We start from the raw sequence: 25,014 nt of genomic DNA on the forward strand, positions 1-25,014 counted from the left end.
AGCAGCTGACCAACGTGATCAGCTGCTTTTGGTTCAACTAACGGACAGAATAGGTGAATTGTGGTGGCCCCACATCGGCACGCAAAAATCTAGGCTGCCCGCAGCGAGGTGTTCGTGGGGTTGCCTAGTTTTGTTGCGGTTACAAGCTGTAATCAATATCTTCGTAAGCGCCTGTGAGGGCGTTTATGTACACGTGAGAAACGCCTTCGATTCCAGTGACGGAAAATGCGTATACAAGCTTGCTGTTGTGGATCTCCAGCTTTGGCTTACCTGAGACGTTTACTTTTGGACCGAGATTCTCAGAGGCTTGCTTCGCTGTCAGTTTCGGGTGAAGTGGAAAGGTTTTATTGTAATTGTAAAAATAATTATACGCATTAAAGCTCTTTAACGCACCAGTACGGCGATCAAACTCCCATAAGACTTGCATCTGCGGAATGGAAACTTGCTCCCGAACCGGAATATAAGTGATATGAATTGAGGTACCTTGTATTTCTTTAGCTACTATTGTCAGACGTTCGTCAGACCAACGCGCCATCCAGGTTTCTGCAACCGCGATAGCCTGCTTTAAGTCCATAGATTGCTCCAGAGCTCCTTCTTCGGAAGTCGAGCCGTCGCGTGTCACTTGGAGCACATGTCCGCTTTTACTCAGTGTTGCAATATAGGAGCTGGTTGGTTTTCCAGCGGTGTCTGATAATTTGAAATCCATGACTTCTCCTAATTGGGGGCTGCTCCCGCCTGAGACCATGTTGACGATTTGCTTACCTGCTCCTTTATTCCAAGCTTCTCCCATGAAGATTTTCGCTTTGGCCGCAAGCTCCGTAGCCTTATAAGTGGTTTCACTGGCGAAAACGGTTCCTGGCTTCGGAGGTGCGTAAGGATTCTGATTGTACAGGAACTCGTTAAAGGCTTTATTGCCGTACGTGGAGACCGAGTCGAGTTGAGACAAGGCCTCTTCCATTTCGGTCGAGATCCGTTCTATATCCGATAAAGAAATATCATCGCCTTTCTCTCTCATCAAATCAAGATACGGTAGGGCTGTCCTTGCGAACTTTCTCAGACGCTGAATTTGGTCTAATTGATCCGGGTTGAGCGAAATTCCCCTCTCGTTAGCGGGATAGGCCAAGTAGCGACTGCCGTTCGTGATAAACGATTCGTACGCTGGCCAAGATTGAAAGTTCGTTGTAGCGGATGCACTCCTTACTAATTGCAATATAAGATTAGCATTTTCAATCGCAGATTGAAGTGCTGCTTGCCGATCTGCAAACGTAGGTGCCGCAAGGGACTCCGCAAGCGCATAGTCAAAATTGCCCAAGTAGATCGATTGCATATGAGACCAGTATTGCGTATTGCGCTGTTGTTGCTGCTCCCATTGTCGATTATTCTGATGTTCTGTATAACTGAAATACGTGCCCGCTAGTGTCGTCGCGCAAAGCAGACCAATGATGGATTTAGTGAGAACTTTCATGTCTATTAAAACTCCCATCTTTGTCTTGATAATGCTTATCCACTTTAACAAAGAAGAGAACACAGTTTAATAAGTAAATATTACCAATAAAAAGAAATTGAGCAGATGAAGGATCAGTCTTCTTCCGGTGTTGCATTCAGATACAACTTTGATGAGCGCAATTCATCCAGTAGCATTGTGTATTAACTCTTAAATAAAAAAACCGCTCATCCGACGGGTGAGCGGTTTTTAAGTGTTCTTGTCCCATGGTGAGGACAAGAACACTGTGTCATTTCGGTTTAGTTAATTATCTAAATAGTATCATGATGTAGATCATCTGGCGAGATAGAAGCACAGGAGCGCGGTTTAGATCTCTTGAGAAAACTTTACCTAAAGAAACAACGTTGGAACATCTATATTGAATGCGAATTGCATAATGATTTTATACGGAGTATTAGTACAGGGAATTGAAGCAAGAGAGTGTTTTGGATAATTCGTTTTCGTTACCTTTAGAACGGATCAAAAGCGAACCAGAGGTGCTTGCTTCCAATTGACCGGTTTTACTATGTAGAAAGCTGAATTCTGGCGAGGAGAAATTCAACGAGAGTATGTGGAAAATTTAATTAAATTAGGACATTTGTTAATGGAAAATCATGGACTTAAGCCCTGATGGGAGAAGGGAAAGATGTTTGCGTGAACAGCAAGGAAACCAACGGTGCTTCGTACGAAAGTGTGACAGATCAGCAGCTTCAGGATCAGTTGAAATATTATAAAGAACGAGCTCCAGAGTATGATGACTGGTGGTACCGTCGAGGCACATTTAATCAAGGAGACGAAGCCAACCAAATCTGGTTCGATGAGATCAGTACGATTAAGGATGCTTTTAAAGCTGAACATTTTCATGGTGACTTTCTTGAACTTGCGGCGGGGACTGGCACTTGGAGTAGTCTGTTCTTAAAAGAAGCCCTTATATTGACCATTGTAGACGGTTCAGAAGAAATGCTTTCGCATAATCCGGTAGTATCTGACCCCAATGTAAGAACGATCATTGCAGATCTTTTCAGTTGGTCTCCGGATCAGTTATACGATTCAGTTGCTTTTACTTTTTGGATATCTCATTTACCCAGAGAGAGACTGACGAACTTCTTCACCATGGTATCACGCTGTTTGAAGCCTGGAGGGAAAATGTTCTTTATCGATGATCGAGAAGTAGAAGGAACCCGTGAGTCTCATGTAGTGGGGACAGCTGGGCAAACGATGGTTCGGAAGCTTAATAATGGTAATCATGCTACTATAGTGAAGAATTTCTTTGGCGATAAAGAGATTGAGCAAATTGCTGCTAGTGTGGGAATTGAATTGCATGTCCAATACACCCCTAAGTACTTTCAGTATGGGATAGGGTCCAAACGGTCTAAAGCAGCAATCCCATACTTAATAAAGTAATCACTAAACTAACGAAGCACGTTAGTCAACAAATAAAGGAGCAGTATCGCCGGCGGCGGCTGCTCCATTTTTATTACGCTAATAGGCTTTTGTTGATCCAGTAGTGCTCATGCTTACCAAATTGAACATAATAGCCAGCCCAGAGAACAACTTACCAGAGATTGCCGGCATTTGCCCTCCAAACCCTATCGTCGATTAGCTGGTTCCTTGTAACTTTGCAAGCCGGCATCGCGCAAAGTTCTTCCGACATAGCCTAACTCTCGTCGTGCAGCGGCATCGTTGACGGTGAACTCACGCCCAATCATGCGTATCATCGAGCGTGAAATCGGCGGATCGCCGTCTTTCCGCGTGACGGTCCAGATCGTGTCGAACAGCCGGCCAATGGTAGAGATGAACCAGTAGGACAGCGAACGCATCTTATCGATGGACAAGCCCTGCAAGTTCGCAAGCGAGGCGACGAACTCGCGGAAAGTCTGCTCTTCCTGGTCTTTGATGAAGAAGGCATGACCGCCTTCTCCGCGTTCAAGAGCGCATTGTATGGCTTCAACCACATTGTCTACATGGCAGGTTGAAAAAGGGTAATCGCCGCGGTCGATGAACGCGAACTGTCCAGATCTGACTGCTTCGGGAAGCGCTCGGCTAAACGGATCACCAGGCCCCCAGATAGCCGGTGGGCGAAGCGCGATCGTACGAAATCCGGGTTTGTTGGCTGCCAGAACCAATGAGTCTGCCCGTGCCTTGCTCGCCAGATAGGCGGAGAAGTGGTTCGGGAAAGTCTGCGCGCTTTCATCAGCGTTGCAGATGAGCGTACCGCCGTTATCCATGTGGATCCCCGCCGCGCTGATGTAGACGAATGTCTTCGCACAGGCGGACTCGGCTGCCTTCAGCAAGGCTGCGGTGCCATCGACGTTGGTACGGAAGAAGGGTTCGCGAGGTCCTGAAAAGCGGAAAAGGGCGGCTGCATGCACAACCGCATCGATCTCCGGTAACACGAATGGCTTGCTGCTTTCGAGATCGGCATCGACCGGCGTCGCACCCATGGCCTTAAGTTTGGCATGAAATGATACGGAGCGAGTGAGGGCAAAAATCTGGTGACCATCCTCCACGAGCTTCGGAATCAGGCGGCCGCCGAGCAGGCCGGTGCCTCCTGTGACGAGAATTTTCATTGTAATCGTCCTTTCGGTTCGGAATTCAGGATAGACCGCATGGCTCCGACGGATTGATGGTATAGCTCAACCGACGCGTCTCCCGTCAAAACCACCAGACTCATGCCGAACAATCGATCATCGTACTGTGGAGCGCATCCTTCATAGAGTTTTCCTTCTCTCCATCTTTTGATTATTTATCTAGCGATCTTAGCAAAGTGCTCCAGAGTACGAACCAATTGGGCTGTATAAGACATTTCGTTATCGTACCAAGCTACGGTTTTCACCAATTGCTGGTCACCGACAGTCAGAACTTTCGTCTGCGTGGCGTCGAAGAGCGAACCTAATGTGATGCCTTTGATATCGGAAGATACAATTTCGTCTTCCGTGTAGCCGAAAGTTTCTGGATCGGAAGCTTCTTTCATAGCAGCGTTAACTTGCTCTACCGTTACCTCGGTGTTCAAAACGGCAACGAGTTCAGTCACGGAACCTGTTGGTACAGGTACACGTTGAGATGCCCCATCCAGTTTGCCCTTCAGTTCCGGAAGAACCAGGCCAATGGCTTTTGCGGCACCGGTGGAGTATGGAACGATGTTCTCCGCTGAGGCGCGCGCAGCTCTGAAATCACCTTTTGGATCCGGAGCGTCAAGCGTGTTTTGGTTACCCGTGTAAGCGTGAATGGTCGTCATCAGCCCGGATTGAATACCAAACTTGTCGTGCAGAGCTTTAGCCATAGGGGCCAGGCAGTTGGTTGTGCAAGAAGCGCCGGAAATGACGGTTTCCGTTCCGTCCAGTGTGTCATGGTTCACGTTGTATACGATGGTTTTCATGTCGCCTGTAGCAGGAGCGGAAATGACGACTTTCTTCGCTCCGCCTTTCAGGTGAAGCTCGGCCTTTTCTTTTGTAGTGAAGAAGCCTGTACATTCGAGAACAATATCAACGCCAAGCTCTCCCCAAGGAAGCTCTTCAGGATTCCGCTTAGCCAAAACCTTAACCTCTTTGCCGTTTACTTTGAAGGTTCCGTCATGGACTTCAATGTCACCATGAAAAGTGCCTTGCGTCGTATCATATTTGAGCAGATGAGCTAACATTTTAGCGTTCGTGAGGTCGTTAATCGCTACAACCTCGACGCCTTCCACATCTTGAATTCGGCGAAAAGCGAGTCGTCCGATCCGTCCAAAACCGTTTATACCAACTTTTACAGTCATTAAAAAATCCCCCAATAAGTTTTGTTTATTTCAATAAGCGAATGCCAGTAATGCAATAAAAATGGGCCAACGCTATTTCATTCTAGAATGGCCTGTTGTATAATGTATAAAGAGACCGATCGGTATCTTTATATTAGCATGATATTAGTGAATTGCAAGGCGAAAATTGAATAATTCATTTAAAACAAAAGAAATAAAAAAAGCTTTATACGGAGGAACTCATGAAAAAAGGGGACAGAACACGGGAACATATCATTATGAAATCGGCTGAAATTTTCAATCAGAGAGGATATGCCGGTACATCGCTAAACGATATTATTGCCGACACAGGAATTAAGAAGGGGGGCATCTATCGACATTTTGCCAGTAAAGACGAGATAGCGTTGGAAGCTTACAATTATGCTGCCAGTATGGTCGCCAGTAAATTTTCTGAAGCGGTCGATCAAGAGCAGTCTGCAACAGGAAAGTTGGTTGCTTTTTTTCGTGTCTATGAGAATGTCGTCAACGATCCCCCATTTATTGGCGGATGTCCCATGCAGAATACAGCTGTAGAAAGTGACGATACTCATCTGGAGCTTTGTGGTCAGGCAAAGCAAGGGATGCATAACTTCTTGGATATGATGAAGAGTATTATTCGTGACGGCATTCAAGCTGGAGAGTTTAGGGAGGATCTGGATGTGGATGCGCTAGCATCATTTGCATTTTCCTTGTTGGAAGGAGGGATTTTACTCAGTAAGTTGGATGGGGATAACAAGCACATGCTGATGAATATAAAAATCTTCTCGTCCTATTTGCAGCAATGCTGCTTAAAGATCGGTTAATCTGGTGGACTGACACATCGGAATAGAGCTAGGCATCATCGATGACTCTTTGCGGAAGGGTTCTGGGCGTATGGCGATATTCAAGCCGCTTCCAACGTCTATGTAGAAGGTTTACTTGCAACAAAATAGTGGTTACTAGAGAGCGCCTAATCAGGTGCTCTTTATTTTTTCATTTTGTACACGATGATTTAATTTATATAGACAGCTATTCTTATGCCGCAGCTCATCTCTATCTTTCTATATACGTGTAGAGAAAAATACGACTTATGTTTGCGGTTATTTATTCCACCATTCGCAAATATATAGTGTTTATTTCGGTGGCTAGACTCTAAATGCATCATAGATTAAGATTATTTTAGATTAATAAATCGATCTCATCCAGCCGAAATTATTATTATTAAATTCAAAAATATCCTTTTCTCGAAACGCAAATATAACTCAGATAGGTGTGCATCATTATTAAGATTTTAAGAGCGTACATAACGCAGTCCCCTTTAGAGTTGGCGGTGTTCATTGAACTGTCTATTATACTTGCAGAAATGGTGCATCGTGAACACGAGCGGAATAGGATAATTGGATACCTTAGTCCTGACCATATCAGCGTACAGTGGGAGGGGAAAACTGCTCATGTATCCTGGCATACGGAAAGTCATGCAGCTTATCATTCTCCCGAGCAATTTGGACGATTCAATCTCGTGCCGAATGAACGCAGTGATCTTTACGCATTAGGTGTTATTCTCTACGAGTTGTTAACCGGACAATTGCCTTTTCATGCTGACAATGATGAAGACTGGGGTACCGTACATACCCGCAAGGTACCTCAATCTTTATCCGATATTCGACCGAGTTTAGACGAAACGTTGCAAGCTATACTGATGAAACTACTTGCCAAATCACAGGTGGAGCGTTATCAGAGTACATATGGTGTGCTTGAAGATCTGAAGTTGTATCAGAATATGATGATGGATAACGATAGAACGTTTAAGCCATTGGAAGTGGGACGTTTGGATAAAATCCGTACGCTTTCCCTATCGGAATCGTGGTATGGACGTATTGCTGAAGTGATGCAAATGGAGGCTGGGCTGGAGCAGGCTTTTCAAGGAATGAATGCCTTTCGTTGGGTGCTAGGCAAAGAAGGAACGGGTAAAACGGCGCTTGTCCATAGAATCGAACAAAACGTCGTTCGGCATGGTGGCCGGATGATCACTATGAAAGCGGAACTTTCCCAAAAAAATATTCGATGTGGGCCGATCCTTCAGGGAATGCGGGAATGGGTCTATCAACTGTGGAGTGAGCCGGTTGAAATCATTACACGTCTGAAAGCCAAACTACAAGCCGGTTTCGGTCCAGAAATGCAGGTGATCGTCTCCTGCTGGCCTGAGGCCAAGCTGTTGTTCGACAACGATGTGAAGGTAGCACATATCTCGGACGATGCGAAGGTCTGGGAACGGTTTGAAGAACTTCTGCCCGACTTGATCTGTTGTATGGCTGAATGCAAGCCACCGTTTGTTCTATTTATGGACAATTTGCAGTGGGTCGACAATGGTACACAAGAGGTAATTCGTGAACTTGCATTATCACAAAAAGCGCATGGATTATTCCTAATTGGGGCTTATCGTACGGAGGAGTTGATCACTTCCACGGGGGATGTAACGAATTTTGATCAAAAGGAATTGCTGGCTTGGTTAACCTATAGATGCCGTGCCAATCCAGAGGAACAAGTGACTCTGCCACCGCTGGCTTATGAGGATGTGAGGCAGTTGATCTCTGATGCTCTATATGAGAAATCCGGTCGCATTCAACTTCTGGCGCGGTCTGTCCACGATCAGACAGGTGGTAATCCCGGCTCGGTTCGTCTCTTGCTGGAGGGATGGATAAAGGAGAACAGACTACGTTTTGATGAAAGACGACGTCAGTGGGTATGGGACTCTGAAATAACCCGGCAACTAGGCAGGTCCGAAGAACATCTTCGTTTGTTGGAGGTAGGCTTCTCCAAGCTCAAGGAAGATCGTAAGGAGTTCTTGGCTATGGCGGCCGCAATTGGTCCGGTATTTCAGTTAACACTCTTGGCCGAAGTGTGCGGCATATCAGTGGATATGGTATTCCTTATTCTTCAAGAGGCGGAAGCTGAAGGGTTTATTTATCGGGAAGACGAAGCAGAGCAAGAAGATGAACATGATTTGATCTATGTGTTTGTCCATGAATTCATTCACCGAATGGTATATGCCTTCGATTCAGGACGCAATATCCACCGACACCGGGTAATTGGACGGTTCCTACTGGATCGCACTCAGAAGTCACACGATGACCTGTCAAGAACAGCGATTGATCATCTGAACCTGGCAGCTTCGGCATTATCAGACCAAGAAACGAAGCAATTGATCGAGTACAATCTTCAAGCGGGACAAGAGGCGTTGGCAGCGGCGCGCTATGCAAAAGGGAAGTATTATGCCGAAAATGGGCTTCATCTGCTGGCAACATGCAAGGCGGAAGTACCAGGTACACTCGATGTCGAGTTGCAGTTGGTATTAGCATGGACGGAGTATATGGGTGGCAATAGCGCACGGGCGAAAGAACTGTTGGTGGACTTGCACCAAAACAGTGATCGACTGAGCCGATCGGAGCGACTCAAAATCTGGGCACCTTTGATACAATTCCATGCATTCGTGGACAATGAGACTGCGGTTCAATTTGGAATGGAGGCGCTAGGCTCGTACGGTTGGAAGCTTGGGAAGAAGAGTTCCCTGTTGTCTATCGCCAAGGAAGTGGCCTCGACCGCGGTCCTCTTACATCGAAAACGGGAGAAGCACCTTCTGCTGTCCAACCCGCTTGACGAGGAGTATGAGGATTATGAGGAATTATGCCATTTAATGGAGCTGTTGTTTCTTCCATTGCTTACACACGATGCACGATCGCTACTGGAATTGTATGCCCGATTTATTCGTCATGGGTTGCATAAAGGGGTAAATGAGTCGCTAGCATCAATGATCGGAGGATATGAGCTGATTGTGCAAAGGACATTTCCGAGCTTTGCTCGAACGACTCCGATTGCTGAGGGGGTGTTTCTGCAGATCGCGAACACCTCTACATTGAGGAAAAAGCATGTATTTACTTTTCTGAGCGGAATGATCAAGCAAATGGACAGTCCTTTGGAATCTTCTATTGTCCTGTTCAATGCGATGCGTCAAGGGATGGAAGCGGGCGATCATGACTTTGCTAATTCCGCCTTGATTTTTTGTGTTATGGGTAATCATGGGAATGCATATGTCCTAAATGAATTGCTCCGATACTTTGAGGAGAACATGCGACAGATTGCCGACGACAAGATTCTGGAAATGATGCGGCTGACGAGTAGTTACACAGCAGTGCTGCAAGACGATTCTTTGATCGACAGTTTTGTTTCTATTCCACTAGTGTCGACTGGCAGTGAGTTGGATCACCAGGGAGAGGACAACTATAGCTGCGGTTGTCGGCTCGAGGTGGCGTTGCTGTCGGGCAGGTACAGGGAAGCGCTGTATTGGTCGCAGCGAGGAAGGGGAAACGAATTTCATTTGGATTGGATGCGAGTTCGCAAACAACGTGTTTACGAGAGTTTGGCATTAGCTGGATTTTATTTTGAGACGAATAGGGAGGATCGTAAGCGGATTCGGAAGACCATACGCGCGCAATTGCGATTGATGAAGAGTTGGCGAGGATTTCTAGACAATAAGTCCTCCGCATATTTGCTAATCAAAGCAGAGGGTGAACGGATTGCAGGGAATTCGTTGGGCGCCATGCAACAATATACGGCTGCAATTAAGCGAGCGAGAACAGAGAAATACGTATTGCTGGAAGCCATTGCTTGCGAACGGCTTGCTGTATGTTATCAAGATGAACTGCTCAGCCGATCCGGAGCGGCAATTACGATGATGGATGCTTGTGCGGCATACGCCGAATGGGGAATCACCTCCAAAGTAACTCAAATTAGAAGCAGACACGCTGAGTTGCTGGACCCGGTTTACAAACGATATGAGGGTCCCGTATTACAGGAGCGAGCACATATGACTCAAACCATCACAGAGTTAGCTTGGGAGAACAGCCCCAAGATAGGTGAAGGTTCGAAGAGCGAAGAGCAATTCGAGCTTTTACAACGAATCATCAATGGGCTAGCACAGACGAGTAAGTCAGACTGGAAGTTAAGTCTCTTAAAAACAGCTCTAAGACAAACCGGAGCAGAGCGTGGTCTGGTGTTGAAGCGTCAAAATAATGAGTTCATTATTGAAGCTAACTCTTCTTACTGGACTGATAAGGAAAAAGAAGCCGACCTGTATGCGGAGAGCGTCTTACGTCATACAGCGATGACGGCGAAACCGCTAATTCTGCATGACGCGTTTCAGAGTTTTTGGGTGAGGGATACTTATATTGCAACAAGAAAACAGAGGTCGATTCTGTGTATGTCAATTGATTTTCCGGGAGAACAAGCTTCCTATCTACTATACTTGGAAAATCGGCAGATGCCGGGTGTGTTCACAAAGAGGGATATTCAGATGTTGGAGCTTATAGCGACACGGATCATATATCTCAAGCTGCTGGAAGAAGAGGCTGCGGATAGAACATTCCCGAAGGTTTTCGAAAGTAACACTTCATCCGTGGTGCCTATTTTCATTCAACCGGGGATGACTGAACCACTGACAGAACGTGAAACGGAAATTATAGTAGCGATAGCAAAAGGCTTGTCAAACAGAGAGATTGCCGATCTCTTTGGTATCGCAGAGACGACGGTCAAGACACATACTTCTAGAATATACGGCAAGTTAGGTGTAAAACGGCGTGGACAAGCTGTCGTACGTGCCAGAGAGTTGAAATTAATAGAGTGACAACAAGGAAGCGAGCCTGAAAGGGCCGCTTCCTTGTTTTTTTTCAAACAGATAACAAATCGAGTTCTTTGGTCATTCCGTATTGTAGAAAGGAAGAAGTCTTAGAAATGCACAAAAATGGGTCCGATTAATTTCTGTATCAAACTTTTTTTGGTGTACTACTTTAGTAGGACTTAAATATTCTATGGTGAGACTATAATGTCTAGATGGAGTCAAGTAATAGGAGGTCTTCTTAAGCAATCGGTTCGAATTCATACGGGAGCAGAAGAGACCAATTGTATGAAAGGATGTGTATGTGGTGAGAAAGAGAGTTGTTTCGACTGCAAGCTTGCTAGTTCTATTCGTTTGTATGGCATTTTTCCTAATTTTTATTCATCCAAGTGCGGCATCTGCAAACATCGTTCCGACACCTATTTATGCGGCAGAGGATACAACAATGATTTATGAGGGAATTAATGCAGGAATGATTTATGAAGATGGGCACCTCGGTTATCTTGATGTAGGTTATCAGGGAACATTCGGTGGCCCTTTAGAGGTGCAAGTATTACTTAAGTTCAGTTTGCCGCCAACTCCCAATGGATATGAGGTTGAAACTGCAAATCTTTATATTCCTGTAACAGGTGGTAATTTTCAGGCAACAACTAATTTTTCGCTAAAAGTTTCTACGAGTACAGATCATAGCTGGGCACAGGATAGTAATTTAATGTCACCACCAGTTCCAACTTCAGGCTCTACACAATCAAGACTATTAGCCAATAATGTACCTCTACTTAAACCGACACTGGCTCCCTTTAATTTTACTAGCTACATATCAGCGGAATCCGCAAAAGCTGATCCTAGAGCAACCTTCATTCTTTCAGGAATGACCGCTCAAGAAGCAGATCAAGCAGGAATAGCGTATTCTGATCATTTTATACAAATGACCGAAAATCATGTGCATGACGGCAGTCTGGGTCCGTATTTGATTATTACATACTCCGAAATTGTGAACATCGAAATAACAGGTGTTGTAGATGGTGGTCTATACAACACGAATGTAACACCGCAATTTAATGTCGGCACAGCAACGTTAAATGGAAGTCAACTTACAAGTGGAACACAGGTTTCTGCTGAAGGTTCTTATACGTTAACAGTTACAGAAGGCAGTCAATCAAAAACGATCCAATTCCGAATAGATAAGACGCCTCCGACAGGAACGGTAATTGTCAACCAAGGCAACCAATATACGAATAATACAGCTGTATCTGTTTCAATAACGCCATTTGTTGGTGTAAATGATATTACACATATCCAATATTCGGTTAATGGAAATCCATTTACACAGATGCCTTATGTACCAAGCTTTATGCTAGCTATAGGAGCTGCGAATGGAGATAAAATATTGTCCTTTAAGCTTGTTGATGGTGCAGGGAATGAATCACCGGAATATCAAAGAGTTATAACGCTTGATTCGGTACCGCCAACAGGCTCGGTCGTTATTAATAACGGAAATGCGTATACAACGAATCGTGATGTAACACTTAATCTATCCTTGGATAGTGGCGTGACAGATGTGGTTGGGGTACAATTTTCAACTAATAATAGTGTTTGGACGTCTGTCGAAGCCTTTAGCTCAACCAAAAGCTATACGTTACCTACTGGCGATGGAAATAAAACAGTATATGTTCGTTTAATTGATCGAGCAGGCAATATTACCGTCATTCAAGACAGTATTATATTAGATACAACAGCACCAACAGGTACGGTCGTTGTGAATGATGGTAGAGCTTATACGAATAACTCCAACGTATACGTTGATATAACACCAGCAGCAGGCGTGACGGATATTGTGAACATTCGCTATACGCATAACGGATTACCCCCAACAACTCTAGCGTATACAAATAGTTTTACTATTAATGTAGGTAATACGGATGGAGAAAAAGCTATTACAATTGAGCTCATAGATGGAGCAGGGAATGTATCTCCAGTGTACAATGCAACAGTAACTTTGGATAAGGTAGCGCCAACAGGATCAATAACGATTAATGGAGGAGCAGCGTACACGGCATCGTTACAGGTAACGCTTGGTCTCACGTTAGGAGCAGGCGTTGACGATGTAGAGCTTATACAGCTTTCGAATGACAATGTGACATGGTCAACTGAAGAGACATATAACGCGAGCATGAGCTATACACTACCAGCAGGAGATGGAAGCAAGTCAGTCTATGTACGATTGATTGATCGGGCGGGTAATGTCGGGTCAGCTCAAGATAGTATCACTCTGGATACGACAGCCCCTGTTGTCAGTGGTGTAGAAGAAGGAGAGAGTTACGATTCTTCACAAACCATTACATTTAACGAAGGTACTGCAACACTTAATGGTAGCGCGTTTGTAAGTGGGACGTCCGTGGATGCTGATGGTTCCTATGTACTCATTGTTACGGATAGCGCTGGTAACTCGATTACCATAACATTTACTATTAATAAAATAGCTCCAACTAAATATACAGTAACATACGACGGGAACGGTGCTACTGGAGGACAAGAACCAGTCGATATTCAGACTTATGGGAATGGAGATACCGTTACAGTATCTGATAATAGTGGGAATTTAGTAAGGACTGGATTTACGTTTGATGGTTGGAATACCAAAGCAGATGGTAGTGGGATAAATTATGTGCTAAATAACAAGTTTAATATTAACGCCTCAGATATCACACTGTATGCCTTGTGGAAGGTTAGTTCTTATACAGTGTCATTTGAATCAAATGGCGGCAATGTTGTGGCGACTCAGAATATATCATACAATGCAACAGCAACAGAACCGACAGCACCAACTAAACAAGGTTATACATTTTCTGGTTGGTTTAAAGAGGCAGCCCTCATTAACCAGTGGAATTTTACGAAAGATGCCATTACAGCGAATATAACGTTGTATGCGAAGTGGATTAAAAATAACTCTTCTGAAAATAATGGAGGAGGAACTATTCAAACGCCTCCCCAAGATTTAATTGTATTTTTTGAAACGAATGGAGGGAAGCTGTTAGTTCATCTGTCTGTCGCGTACGATACAAGGCTGGCAGAGCTACCCGTCCCCGCAAAAGAAGGATATACATTTGGTGGATGGTATCATGATTTGGCTTTGACAAAACAGTGGGAACTCACGAAGGATCGAGTGACAAAAGATACAACATTGTATGCAAAATGGGTCGAAAACCCAGCACCGGTACCAACCCCGGAAGAACCACAATCTGAACTACCCGTTGTAACTTTTGACGATATTTCAGGACATTGGGCAAAAGAAATGATTGAGGAATTAGCAAGTCAAGGGATGATTACAGGATATCCAGACGGTTCTTTTCATCCCAATGAAAGCATCAAGCGCCAGCACATGGCTCTACTATTGATGCGTGCTTTTGAGTTTGAACCAGTACGTGAGGCAGTTTCATTTTCTGACGTAACACCAAGCCATCCTAACTATGAAGCCATTATGTCAATGCAACAAGCGGGTATCGTCGATGGATCAAATGGGAATTTTAATCCAAATCACTTGCTGACTCGTGCAGAGATGGCCAAAATTTTGACGCTCGCCCTTAAGATCGAACCAGGTGGAACAGTTGCTTTCCAAGATGTACCTACAACGCATTGGAGCTATGATTACATCGCTGCACTGACAGAACTAAAGATTGTACTAGGGGATAATGGCAAATTTAAGCCGGATGAACCCGTGACACGTGCACAGTTTGTGGCAATGATGTACCGTGCCTTGAATGTCCTGTAAGAATATTCTTTTACAAACATTGGTGGAAACGGTATCGTAATAGAACTAAGAAAGCAGTTGATCAAGTGATCAGCTGCTTTCGTCCAACTAACGGGTAGTTAAGTAAAAAATGTTAGGCAATTTCCTGTTTTTTATGAATTCTATTTAGAAATGAGAGTATTAAGGTGGAGGTACTTGGCAGGTCCAAAAAGGCCGGATTTTGCCCAAGCGCAGATGTCGTTTGTCGCTGGACAAAAACAAAGTTCTTGACCCAAGCTGAAGATAAGAATATTGTGTCATTTCTGATTAGGTAGTTATCTAACTAGTACCATGATGGAGATCATCTGGCGAGAAAAGAGCGTATGAATTTAAGAATTAGAGGGTTGATGGTTTTTTTTGTACTTCAGCTAACGGACGAAGGTTCAGAGCAAGAATCAAGCATGACAATACTTTGTAAAGAAAAGTCATGTGTAAAGCACCCGGAAAATGATTGGAACTAAACTACATAACTATTATTTATCATAATATATCATGCTGCAAATTCAACAAAATTCATATAAAGAACAAAAACCTACTGATAGGCCAAATGCCTAATAGTAGGTTTATTTCTAGTTAAACGAATCTTAACAATTAGGCTCTAAAGTAATAATAAAAGGAGGAGGAAACATGATGCAAGAAGCTGTCGTTTGGGGGCCGCTAATTATTAAATACAATTGGATTGCAATAATTTTTTCTGTACTGGCAGCACATGTAACCATGAAACATTGGTTGAAGGGTAAGAGCGATTTAAGTAAGCCTATTCTAAATGATATAACCAATGTACTTTTTGGGGCATTCTTGATTTGGAAGTTTAGTGTGATTATTTTTAATCCCGTTACTGTTTTGAATAATCCGTACTACCTTCTTTATTTTACCGGGGGTGAGCGTGGGATCTTGCTATCGGCGATTGTAGTTCTTATCTTCTTATTTTTTCAAAGTAGGAAGCGCAGAATTACCTTTTGGGTGTATGCGGCAGTATTGGCGGCAAGCTTATTTTCTTATATAATCTTCTATTCTATATTCCAGCTCATTTTTAACAATCCGACAACATCATCATTTCTGTATGATCTCAGTCAAATTGTTTTAGCAATCGTACTATTGGTTTGGATGTATAGCAGAAAAGAGAGCTTTGAAAAACCACAAGAAATCAATCAACTTATTCTTTGGTTCAGCATCGGACAGATTTTCAGTTACTTTTTTAAAAGCTTTTCTGTAGTAGTTTTCTTAGGATTATCTAGTGAGCAGCTTGTCTTTTTGACTATTGCTCTATGTTGTTTGTCTATTCACATCTTTATAAAAAAAGAGAGCTTTAATGAATCTTAACCATCCTGCGTTACGGTTGTTAGGAATACTTTGCTGGAGGAATCACAAATGGACAATATTTCAATTCTATTTGCATTAGCGGCAGGGATGCTATCCTTTTTTTCACCCTGCATTTTTCCGCTTTTGCCTGCTTATCTTGCTAATCTTACAGGCTCATATGGGAGTGGGAAGAAAACAAGTGTTTCAAATAGAACACTTATGATTCGTTCCACACTCTTTATCCTTGGTTTTACTGTGGTTTTCCTGCTTATGGGTGCTTCTGCGAGTATGATTGGACAAATTTTCGTTGCGAATCGAGGAATACTGGAAAAAATTAGTGGACTGCTTATTATTATATTTGGCCTACAGATTGCAGGGATTTTAAATCTTCGTGTTCTCATGTTTCAAAAGCAGCGGGAAACCAAAGCTCCAAAGAACGGAAGCGGGTGGAATTCATTTGTCGTGGGAGTTGCTTTTGGAACGGGGTGGACACCTTGCGTCGGTCTGGCTTTAACTTCAATTTTGCTGTTGGCTGGATCTTCTGAAACGATGTACAATGGAATCTTTTTATTGTTGTTTTATTCGTTAGGTTTAGGAGTTCCTTTTTTATTGATATCCATTTTGATTACCAAGTCTAAGGGTATCATGAGAAAAATAAATAAATGGTTACCCAGTTTGGCTCTGCTGAACGGATGGATTTTGATCGCGATGGGCTTGCTTTTATTTTCGGGCCAATTGCAAAAGTTAAGTGCGTGGCTCGCTTCCTTTGCGCCAATGTTCTAATTAGAGAGGATGATCTTTCCTATGAATAAAAATATTATTGTCATTGTAATCCTGCTCGGTTTGGTTGGGTGGGGAATTTACGATACAAGTAAGAAAAATAATGAACGTCAAGCAAGCTTGGCAACTAGTGAACAAGCAATGGAGGGAATAGATGACTCTTCACTGATTATAGGTATTAACCAAGGGAACATTGCACCAGACTTTGAGTTAAATAGTCTGGATGGTAAAATCTTTAAGCTTTCTGATTTCAGAGGACAGAAGGTAATCGTCAATATGTGGGCAACCTGGTGTCCGCCGTGTAGAGCAGAAATGCCGGATATGCAAAAATTTTATGATAAGTATGCAGATGAAAATACTACAGTAATTGCTATAAATATGACAACTTCGGAGAAAAGTGTAGATAGAATTTCTGTATTTTTAGATGAATTTGGGATTACATTCCCAATTTTATTGGATAAGCAAAATAAAATAGCAGAAATATACCAGGTTCATGCTCTTCCTACGAGCTATATTATTGATTCCCAGGGCGTTATTCAGCAAAAAGTTACAGGTCCAATGAATTATGAAATGATGGAAAAACTAGTTAAAGAAATACGCTAAGTAAATTTGGAGGTATTTGGAATGAGAGTAGAGGGAACCGGAATTTTAGTAGTAGAAGATGATGTGAAAATTCGAAAGTTGATTATCTTGTACCTGGAAAAGGAAGGGTATGAAGTATATGAGGCTGGGGATGGGAAGGAAGCTCTAGATGCATTTAAAAAATATGACCCTTGTCTTGTTATTCTGGATTTAATGCTTCCGAAAATAAGTGGTGAAGAAGTCTGTAAGAGTATTCGAGCTGATTTGAAAGAAGAAATTCCTATTATTATGTTAACAGCTAAAGTAGAGGAACATAGCCGGATTAAAGGATTAAAATCGGGAGCCGATGATTATGTAACGAAACCGTTTAGTCCGGGTGAACTGGTTGCAAGGGTAGAATCCATTTTGCGGAGGACGGGCCAGCGGTGTAGCAAACTTACGTACCGCGGAGTAACCATTAAACAGTTACGGGGTGAAGTACATTATAACGGGGAAAACATTCAACTCACACAGCATGAGTTCCGTCTTTTGTATTTTCTAATGGTGCATCCCAATCAAATTCTAACTAGGGAACAGATCATTGATGAGCTGTATCCCAATAATGAAAAGGCAGTAACTGAAAGGTCGATCGATGTTCATATAGGAAGATTGAGAGAAAAACTGAGGTGGGACGGGGAAAACGAACTAATCGAAACTATTCGGGGAATGGGGTATCGCTTTGTTGCTTTTCAAAAATAATCCATTACGAATCAATATCATGTGGAAATTCACACTGATCAATGTTGCGGTGATTGGTATTGCCATTTGGCTCGCAGGAGTTTCGGTCAAAGACTATGCTTGTCTTTTGTTTGCCAGTTCCCCGTCTGTGACTCCAGAAGAAAGCGCCATTTTCACTCAAACGATGCAGACTTTTTTAATGAAAGCAAGTCTGACGGCTGTTTTGATTGCAGCATTTATCCACTACTTTTTGGTAAAAAAGTTGATTCTTCCTCTCAAGGAATTGGGTCATGCAACACGACAAATGGCTCAAGGGGAAATGCCAAAACCTTTATCGATTCGTGTTCACGATGAAATTGGTCTGTTAACGGCTGATTTTAATCATTTAAGCATGAAATTGAAACTGGTAGAGGATTTAAGAAAAAAAATGCTGTCTGATATCTCCCATGAACTGCGGACACCATTAACGAATATAAACGGATATTTGGAAGCTTTAAGCACAGGAGTTATTCCGGGAAATAAAGAGCTATTCGAATCCATTCACGAAGAATCGATACGTATTACCCGTTTAGTTGAGCAGTTGCACCAATTGAATGTGTGGCAAGGAAAGAGGATTTCCAATGAGAATAAGATGAATGTACTCTCTATAGAAAAGCTGATTGAATCCTGTATGGATCACTTTTCATTAGAGTTCAAGAATAGAGGGGTCATTATTGATCTCAAGACTGAAGCAGCGAAAGTAGTAGGAGATGAAGATGGGCTAAAACAGGTGCTTCACAATCTTCTGACCAATGTACTGCAATATGACGAGGGTGGATGGGTTGAGATTACAGGGAAGCAGAAGGAGTCGAACTACCAAATAATCGTCAAGAATTTAGGTCAGCCGATTCCTGAAGAACATGAATCTCTAATATTCGAAAGATTCTATCGGATAGATTCATCCCGCAGTAGGGATTCAGGAGGATCAGGATTAGGGTTATCTTTAGTGAAGGAAATTATTGAGCAGCAGGGTGGAAAAGTAGGATTGCGGTCAAAAGGGAATGAGCACTCCTTTTGGTTCGCTGTACCATTAAAAAAATAATACCAATATTATTGAACTATACTTTCTGTCCCATTTCACTGGTTATAAAATGCATCCCTTAGATTTCATCGGATAAATCAGTGTTTATTCCAATGTCTATTCTAAGGGCTGCACTTCATAGGAGAAGTTAGAGTTGCCCAGACTTATTAGCGTTCTGGCACTTAACAATGAGTATATGAGTATGTATTATAATTTATCTACATACCAATAAATACATTTCTACTTGTGGGGCCCCAATTCGCCCCCATATAACCTGTCATCCCCTCAAGGTTAACAAAACAAGGCAGTACGGTTTACAATACACCCGGCACTGCATTAACCCTAAACGTGATATGAAATCTCATGTTTGAGTTATCGACTGGTGTGATCTGGGCCATATCTGGACGTATTGAGTTGGAAGACATGAGTGCATCACTCATTCCCACGGTTGCAATACCGGAAGGTGTTTCCATAGTACTCCTAATCCAGTAGTTTGAAATATGTGTTGCTGATCCCAAATCTGTCCGCTGATCATATGTAATTAGAATTTGATTTGCTGCACTCTGTTTGGCTTCCAAAAGAATTGGATGCGGCATCATCTCACGCTCATTCCGGAAATTAAACATTATTAATTGCCCCCTTAGTAAAATTAGTCAACAGCCTATACAGTGTATGAATAGTAAATTATTCATATACCATTGGGTGCTGAGCTTATTTCAATTAGGAAACGTTTAAATGTAGATAAAATCAATCGTTTTGGGTCGAAGACAAAGGCTGGGTCTTCGCTGATGAACTTCAGGTGGGCGACAAACTCCAAAAGGCTGATGGAAGTAATCTTACAATTGACTACGTGGAGACTGTTAAGCTTGATAAGCCAGTAACAGTTTATAATTTTACGGTTGCGGACTTCCATACGTATTATGTAACTGATTTAGATTTGGGTGCATAATACGTGTATCTTTCTTACACTAGGATGACTCAACTAACTATAAAGAAGATATAACGAGACAAACGGTTTTGGAATAGCCCTTCAGGGAGTTTGAATTGTATATGCCAGAAGTATGGAGGAGACCAAATCATTTGTAGATGGATGGACAACAACATCATATAAAAATGAAGAAGGAGAAAAATGTATTGTCCAGGGACAAAAACATGGTCCCATTGAAGTCGCTATTTTAGCGGATTTTTAATTTTATCGGTACATGTTCTAGTCCCAAGTTAAGGATCGTCCCAGTATTTTCTCGTTATAAGTTTGAGACAGACATGCTGACATATCCGTACATAGCCATGCATATATATCCCCGACAATGTAGATATGGGGGGGCGGATCAATGGACGGTAACAAAGCTAACAATCACGCAAACGGTGGAAACTGGCAGGGTGGCAACGTACAATCACAATGGCATGCTAAGCAGTCGCCGGAACACCATTCGCAGACAGTAGGAGAACGGGGACCGATTTTGGAACAGGACAGCATGCTGCATGAAACACTTGAAACCTTTGTCCACGAAAAAATATTGGAGCGCCCGGTCCACGTAAAGGGATTTGGAGCCTTGGGTTATTTTGAAACCCTTCACTCGATGGCCGCTTATACGAACCTGTGCTTCTTACAGCAGCCGGGACAACGGGTACCCGTTACCGTGCGTTTCTCACTTGCGGTCAGCAACAAGGGGACACCCGATACATCCCGCAACGTGCGTGGATTCTCTACTAAATTTTATACCGAGCAAGGCGTTTTCGACCTGCTCTGTAATCATATCCCTGTATTCCTCGTACGGGACCCGATCCGGTTTCCTGAGTCAATTCATGCTTTTCTGCCATCACCCGTTAACAATCTCATCGATCCGAATCGATTCTGGGGTTTCGTTGCTAGAGCACCAGAGGCAACCCATTTCGTTGTACGACTATATTCGGACGAAGGGACGCTCAAGAGTCTCCGCCATATGCCTGGGCACAGTGTTAACACATATGTTTGGAGAAATGCACAAAACGAACGCTTCTACGTCAAATATCGCTGGATTCCGCTTGCTGGAGAGCAATATATTGATGCGGAAGAAGCGGCTCGTTTGGCCGGCGAGAACCCTGATTATTCGGGTAAAGATCTATATGACACGATCTCCCAAGGTACACCAGTCCAATATGGGCTTTATGTGCAGTTGATGAACCCACAGGATGAGGCAATGCTGTCGTTCGATCCGTTGGATGACACGAAAGTGTGGGATGTACGTCATTTCCCGCTGCTGCCAGTTGGTCGACTCGTCTTGGATACGAACCCTACGAATTATCAGGAGCAGGTCGAGAAGCTGGCATTCTCCCCGTCCAATCTTCTGAATGGTGCTGAGCTGTCCGATGATAAAATGCTGCAAGGCCGTAGTAATATTTATTGGGATTCACAGCGGCATCGGCTTGGATCGAATTTTCGCAAAATTCCGATTAACCATCAAGCAAACTGGTCACCTACGGATCAGGTAACGAACGGGGAAGGGCGCTATGTAGCCGGCCGGCTCGTTCGATCCGATATTTCGAAGGCTGATAATTTCACGCAAGCGGGACAATTCTACCAATCGCTAACACAAGTTCAGCAGGATCATCTTGTTCAGAATATCGCTGATGACTTATCGGCGGCTTCTCATGAGATCCAGAGGATTGTGTTGGGGTATTTATTCGAGGCTGATGCAACATTAGCTGAAAGGGTAGCACGCCAGATCGCCGCACTGAAGAAGGGATGATTCATATAAATTATATGAAGTAGAAGAATGAGGACGATCAAATGTCGGGGTTCAAAAACATATTCCCATTGAAGTCGCTATTTTAGCGGCTTTTTAATTTTATCGGACTAAGTTCTTGTCCTGAGCCGAAGACAAGAACTTAGTCCGACTACCGATATTAAGAAAATACCAATACGAGTGGTCGGTGATATGAACCAAAAAAGTAATGTGATGCTCTAGAAAGAGTGCACAGAATCTATAGGATTTAATAAATATACCCGTGTATATTCATCATAAAAGAGCTGTAAAGATGGAGGGTATGTCACATCAACGAAATGTTCTAGTAAAGCGGGTCCATTGGTTCAAGTAAAATACTGCATCGGCAACCGGATTATAATGATATGGAATACAGCAGCAAATGTTGAGAGCGACGGGTGTTGTACGTGCTTCACCGTTGCCAGCCCTTCGCGATGCTGACGACACCTTCATTGATGTTCCATTGAAAATATTGCATGATTATTTTTGCTAAGGCAGTATCCCTTTGCGCAAGGGCTTGAAAAATAGGTTCGTTCAAGGAGTGCTTGCGTGTCGGGGCAACGCGACAATGTGTTGCCGCCGATGGTGTCGAACACGACATCGTGGATTGATTTAAAGGAATAAGCAAAAGAAATAATGGCTGCACAAGAAGTTACGGAGCAGCAAAGATATAAGCAAAGATTGAGTAGCGATTGCTTCCGGGAATGGGGGAAGCAACCGCTATGTTTTTTTGCGGATATTTTTATTTTTTTGTCCGCCACATGTGTACAAAGAATAAAAAAGATGATACATTGAAATTAGTTTAATTCCTTTTATAACAGGGTTTTTTGGAGAAATACTATGTCTCTTGTACGAGGACATACGTGTATCGAGGAGGGAATGGAATGTCAAGTCAAGCATTGGACCAATTTTTAAGTTCGAACATTGAAGATCTAAAGACTAAAGGTCTATATAACGTCATCGATACGCTGCAGGGTGCAAATGGTCCTGTTATTCGTATCGACGGAAAGTCCCTAATCAATTTGTCTTCCAATAACTATTTGGGACTGGCAACAGATTATCGCCTGATTGATGCTTCAGTTAAGGCGGCGCAGACATACGGGGCAGGCGCAGGAGCTGTGAGAACAATTAATGGTACGATGGATCTTCATATTGAGCTTGAAGAAAAATTGGCCCGTTTCAAAAAAACGGAAGCCGTTATCGTGTATCAATCGGGATTTAACTGTAATATGGCTGCTATATCGGCGGTAATGGACCAGCATGATGCGATTTTATCAGATGAGCTAAACCACGCTTCGATTATTGATGGCTGCCGCCTGTCGAGAGCCAAGGTGATTCGATTTAAGCATTCGGATATGAATGATTTAAGACAGAAGGCGAAAGATGCCAAGGAATCCGGTCAGTACCATAAAATTATGGTCATCACCGACGGGGTTTTCTCCATGGATGGTGACATAGCAAAGCTGCCCGAAATCGTGAAAATAGCAGAAGAATTCGATCTGATTACTTATGTGGATGATGCCCACGGTTCGGGCGTTCTCGGAGCGGGTGCGGGGACCGTGAAGCATTTTGGTTTGTCCGACCGCATTGACTTTCAAATTGGTACTCTTTCCAAGGCGATCGGCGTTGTCGGCGGTTATGTGGCGGGGAAAAAACAACTGATCGAATGGTTGAAGCTGAGAAGCCGTCCGTTTCTGTTCTCGACATCGCTACCTCCGGCTGCAATCGCTTCTTGCAGCGCTGCTGTCGACATTTTGATGAATGACAAAGAGCTGATCGAGAAGCTGTGGGAGAACGGAAATCATTTGAAAAATGGCTTGAGCCAGCTTGGATATGATGTAGGCCAAAGCGAAACGCCGATCACACCTTGTATCATTGGTGATGAAGTGACCACCCAACAGTTCAGCAAACGGCTCTATGAAGAAGGCGTTTACGCCAAGGCAATCCTGTTTCCGACGGTTCCGAAAGGAACTGGAAGAATACGCAACATGCCGACAGCTGCCCATACCAAGGAGATGCTCGACCAGGTAATCTCCGTTTATGAGAAAGTTGGCAAGGAAATGAAGCTGATTTAGCTGCATTCGCGGGAGTATATTTCGGGAGGGATGTCTTATGAACAAGATTTTGGTGACCGGAGCACTGGGCCAAATCGGTTCTGAGTTGGTTGTTAAATTACGTGAAATTTATGGTGCGGATCACGTTGTTGCTACGGATCTCAGGTCATCAGCCCACGAAATTACCCGATCCGGGCCATTCGAGCTGCTGGACGTGACGAATGATAAGGCGATGTTCGAAATCGCCAAGCGTTACGAAGTTGATACCGTCATCCATTTGGCTGCGCTGCTGTCGGCTACCTCAGAGGAGAAACCGCTGCTTGCCTGGAATTTGAATATGGGCGGATTGATGAATGCACTTGAAATATCCAGGGAGCTCGGCTGCCGATTTTTCACTCCAAGCTCCATTGGTTCTTTTGGTCCTTCGACTCCGAGAGACAATACCCCGCAGGATACGATCCAGAGGCCCAATACGATGTACGGCGTGAACAAAGTGTCCGGCGAACTGCTTTGTGATTATTATTTTCACAAATATGGCCTAGATACTAGGGGGCTGCGATTCCCGGGTTTGATATCTTATATGACGCCTCCCGGCGGAGGAACGACGGATTACGCGGTGGAAATTTACTACGCAGCTGTGACGGCTGGCCGGTATACATCTTATATCGCCAAGGACTCAAACATGGACATGATGTATATGCCGGATGCCCTGAACGCTATCATCGAATTGATGGAAGCGGATTCTTCCCGGTTGATACACCGAAATTCATTTAATGTCACCGCAATGAGCGTGGATCCGGAGGCGATCGCTGCAGCGATTCGGGATGAGTTTCCCGGCTTTATCCTCGATTATGACGTTGATCCGAAGAGACAGGCGATTGCCGATAGCTGGCCGCATTCCATTGATGCGACGGCAGCGAAAACAGAATGGGGATTTCATGCCCGCTACGACCTGAAGGCCATGACGAAAGATATGCTTTCACAGCTAAGCGAGAGACAAATGCTTCGCAAGGCTTAAAGTTATTATGAATTCGCTGTGCAAAGCGAGTAGAAATACAAAAGAAGCTGTATCAACAG

The 25,014-nt window shown here is 43.6% G+C and carries 17 protein-coding genes; 13 read left to right on the forward strand and 4 right to left on the reverse strand.

Translation table 11 applies throughout. The features are described 5' to 3' along the window. Positions 1-139: 139 nt before the first annotated feature. Positions 140-1,465: a hypothetical protein gene (locus DC345_RS25215; RefSeq protein WP_113055541.1), complete on the reverse strand. Its 1,326-nt coding sequence runs from the start codon at positions 1,463-1,465 to the stop codon at positions 140-142. Between the two features lie 648 nt (positions 1,466-2,113). Between DC345_RS25215 and DC345_RS25220 the strand changes: the two genes are divergently transcribed. Further along, positions 2,114-2,887, forward strand: a complete 774-nt coding sequence (locus DC345_RS25220; protein WP_113055542.1) for a class I SAM-dependent methyltransferase — start codon at positions 2,114-2,116, stop codon at positions 2,885-2,887. A 185-nt stretch (positions 2,888-3,072) separates the two neighbouring features. On the opposite strand, the gene DC345_RS25225 is transcribed toward DC345_RS25220, so the two are convergent. Then, positions 3,073-4,053: an NAD-dependent epimerase/dehydratase family protein gene (locus DC345_RS25225; protein ID WP_113055543.1), complete on the reverse strand. Its 981-nt coding sequence runs from the start codon at positions 4,051-4,053 to the stop codon at positions 3,073-3,075. A gap of 176 nt (positions 4,054-4,229) precedes the next feature. Beyond that, positions 4,230-5,240: a type I glyceraldehyde-3-phosphate dehydrogenase gene (gene gap, locus DC345_RS25230; protein WP_113055544.1), complete on the reverse strand. Its 1,011-nt coding sequence runs from the start codon at positions 5,238-5,240 to the stop codon at positions 4,230-4,232. A gap of 257 nt (positions 5,241-5,497) precedes the next feature. Here gap and DC345_RS25235 point away from each other — a divergent pair, with 257 nt between their 5' ends. The 8 genes from DC345_RS25235 to DC345_RS25270 all read left to right on the forward strand — a co-directional run bounded on the left by DC345_RS25235 (position 5,498) and on the right by DC345_RS25270 (position 19,160). Then, positions 5,498-6,061: a TetR/AcrR family transcriptional regulator gene (locus DC345_RS25235; protein ID WP_472924295.1), complete on the forward strand. Its 564-nt coding sequence runs from the start codon at positions 5,498-5,500 to the stop codon at positions 6,059-6,061. Positions 6,062-6,567: 506 nt separating this feature from the next. After that, a complete protein-coding gene (locus tag DC345_RS25240; RefSeq protein ID WP_113055546.1) occupies positions 6,568-10,917 on the forward strand; it encodes a helix-turn-helix transcriptional regulator in 4,350 nt (1,449 codons plus the stop codon). 298 nt (positions 10,918-11,215) lie between these two features. Then, entirely contained in the window at positions 11,216-14,680 is a 3,465-nt protein-coding gene (locus tag DC345_RS25245) for an InlB B-repeat-containing protein (RefSeq protein WP_113055547.1), read from the forward strand. A gap of 645 nt (positions 14,681-15,325) precedes the next feature. Then, the gene (locus DC345_RS25250) at positions 15,326-16,021 is read left to right on the forward strand and encodes a prolipoprotein diacylglyceryl transferase (protein WP_113055548.1); all 696 of its coding nucleotides are present in this window, start codon (positions 15,326-15,328) and stop codon (positions 16,019-16,021) included. Between the two features lie 48 nt (positions 16,022-16,069). After that, a complete protein-coding gene (locus DC345_RS25255) occupies positions 16,070-16,783 on the forward strand; it encodes a cytochrome c biogenesis CcdA family protein (RefSeq protein ID WP_113055549.1) in 714 nt (237 codons plus the stop codon). A gap of 21 nt (positions 16,784-16,804) precedes the next feature. Continuing rightward, the gene (locus DC345_RS25260) at positions 16,805-17,383 is read left to right on the forward strand and encodes a peroxiredoxin family protein (protein WP_113055550.1); all 579 of its coding nucleotides are present in this window, start codon (positions 16,805-16,807) and stop codon (positions 17,381-17,383) included. Positions 17,384-17,404: 21 nt separating this feature from the next. Continuing rightward, positions 17,405-18,100, forward strand: coding sequence for a response regulator transcription factor (locus DC345_RS25265; protein ID WP_113055551.1), 696 nt, complete (start codon positions 17,405-17,407; stop codon positions 18,098-18,100). After that, positions 18,081-19,160 carry a sensor histidine kinase gene (locus tag DC345_RS25270; RefSeq protein ID WP_258530797.1) on the forward strand — a complete coding sequence of 360 codons (1,080 nt, stop codon included), beginning with the start codon at positions 18,081-18,083 and terminating at the stop codon, positions 19,158-19,160. Before DC345_RS25265 ends, DC345_RS25270 begins: the two co-directional genes overlap by 20 nt. Positions 19,161-19,453: 293 nt before the next feature. Here DC345_RS25270 and DC345_RS25275 read toward each other — a convergent pair whose 3' ends face one another. Next, on the reverse strand, positions 19,454-19,765 hold the full coding sequence (locus tag DC345_RS25275) for a hypothetical protein (protein WP_309304351.1): 312 nt from the start codon (positions 19,763-19,765) through the stop codon (positions 19,454-19,456). Between the two features lie 173 nt (positions 19,766-19,938). On the opposite strand from DC345_RS25275, the gene DC345_RS32485 reads away from it, so the two are divergent. The 4 genes from DC345_RS32485 to DC345_RS25300 all read left to right on the forward strand — a co-directional run bounded on the left by DC345_RS32485 (position 19,939) and on the right by DC345_RS25300 (position 24,955). After that, positions 19,939-20,088, forward strand: coding sequence for a polymorphic toxin-type HINT domain-containing protein (locus tag DC345_RS32485; RefSeq protein WP_113055552.1), 150 nt, complete (start codon positions 19,939-19,941; stop codon positions 20,086-20,088). Between the two features lie 382 nt (positions 20,089-20,470). Next, complete coding sequence (locus DC345_RS25285) at positions 20,471-21,868, forward strand: catalase (protein WP_113055553.1); 1,398 nt, start codon at positions 20,471-20,473, stop codon at positions 21,866-21,868. 899 nt (positions 21,869-22,767) lie between these two features. Beyond that, the gene (locus DC345_RS25295) at positions 22,768-23,958 is read left to right on the forward strand and encodes a glycine C-acetyltransferase (protein WP_113055555.1); all 1,191 of its coding nucleotides are present in this window, start codon (positions 22,768-22,770) and stop codon (positions 23,956-23,958) included. A gap of 37 nt (positions 23,959-23,995) precedes the next feature. Further along, positions 23,996-24,955 (forward strand): L-threonine 3-dehydrogenase, encoded by a 960-nt coding sequence (locus DC345_RS25300; RefSeq protein ID WP_113055556.1) that lies wholly within the window; start codon positions 23,996-23,998, stop codon positions 24,953-24,955. The last annotated feature ends 59 nt before the right edge of the window (positions 24,956-25,014 follow it).

Origin of the sequence: Paenibacillus taichungensis (genome assembly GCF_003287275.1) — a bacterium.
Classification (GTDB): domain Bacteria; phylum Bacillota; class Bacilli; order Paenibacillales; family Paenibacillaceae; genus Paenibacillus; species Paenibacillus taichungensis_A.

Excerpts from the sequence above, each read along its gene's own strand:
- DC345_RS25215 (WP_113055541.1), bottom strand. The coding sequence starts at position 1,465 with ATGAAAGTTCTCACTAAATCCATCATTGGTCTGCTTTGCGCGACGACA.
- DC345_RS25220 (WP_113055542.1), top strand. The coding sequence starts at position 2,114 with ATGGGAGAAGGGAAAGATGTTTGCGTGAACAGCAAGGAAACCAACGGT.
- DC345_RS25225 (WP_113055543.1), bottom strand. The coding sequence starts at position 4,053 with ATGAAAATTCTCGTCACAGGAGGCACCGGCCTGCTCGGCGGCCGCCTG.
- gap (WP_113055544.1), bottom strand. The coding sequence starts at position 5,240 with ATGACTGTAAAAGTTGGTATAAACGGTTTTGGACGGATCGGACGACTC.
- DC345_RS25235 (WP_472924295.1), top strand. The coding sequence starts at position 5,498 with ATGAAATCGGCTGAAATTTTCAATCAGAGAGGATATGCCGGTACATCG.
- DC345_RS25250 (WP_113055548.1), top strand. The coding sequence starts at position 15,326 with ATGATGCAAGAAGCTGTCGTTTGGGGGCCGCTAATTATTAAATACAAT.
- DC345_RS25255 (WP_113055549.1), top strand. The coding sequence starts at position 16,070 with ATGGACAATATTTCAATTCTATTTGCATTAGCGGCAGGGATGCTATCC.
- DC345_RS25260 (WP_113055550.1), top strand. The coding sequence starts at position 16,805 with ATGAATAAAAATATTATTGTCATTGTAATCCTGCTCGGTTTGGTTGGG.
- DC345_RS25265 (WP_113055551.1), top strand. The coding sequence starts at position 17,405 with ATGAGAGTAGAGGGAACCGGAATTTTAGTAGTAGAAGATGATGTGAAA.
- DC345_RS25275 (WP_309304351.1), bottom strand. The coding sequence starts at position 19,765 with ATGTTTAATTTCCGGAATGAGCGTGAGATGATGCCGCATCCAATTCTT.
- DC345_RS25285 (WP_113055553.1), top strand. The coding sequence starts at position 20,471 with ATGGACGGTAACAAAGCTAACAATCACGCAAACGGTGGAAACTGGCAG.
- DC345_RS25295 (WP_113055555.1), top strand. The coding sequence starts at position 22,768 with ATGTCAAGTCAAGCATTGGACCAATTTTTAAGTTCGAACATTGAAGAT.
- DC345_RS25300 (WP_113055556.1), top strand. The coding sequence starts at position 23,996 with ATGAACAAGATTTTGGTGACCGGAGCACTGGGCCAAATCGGTTCTGAG.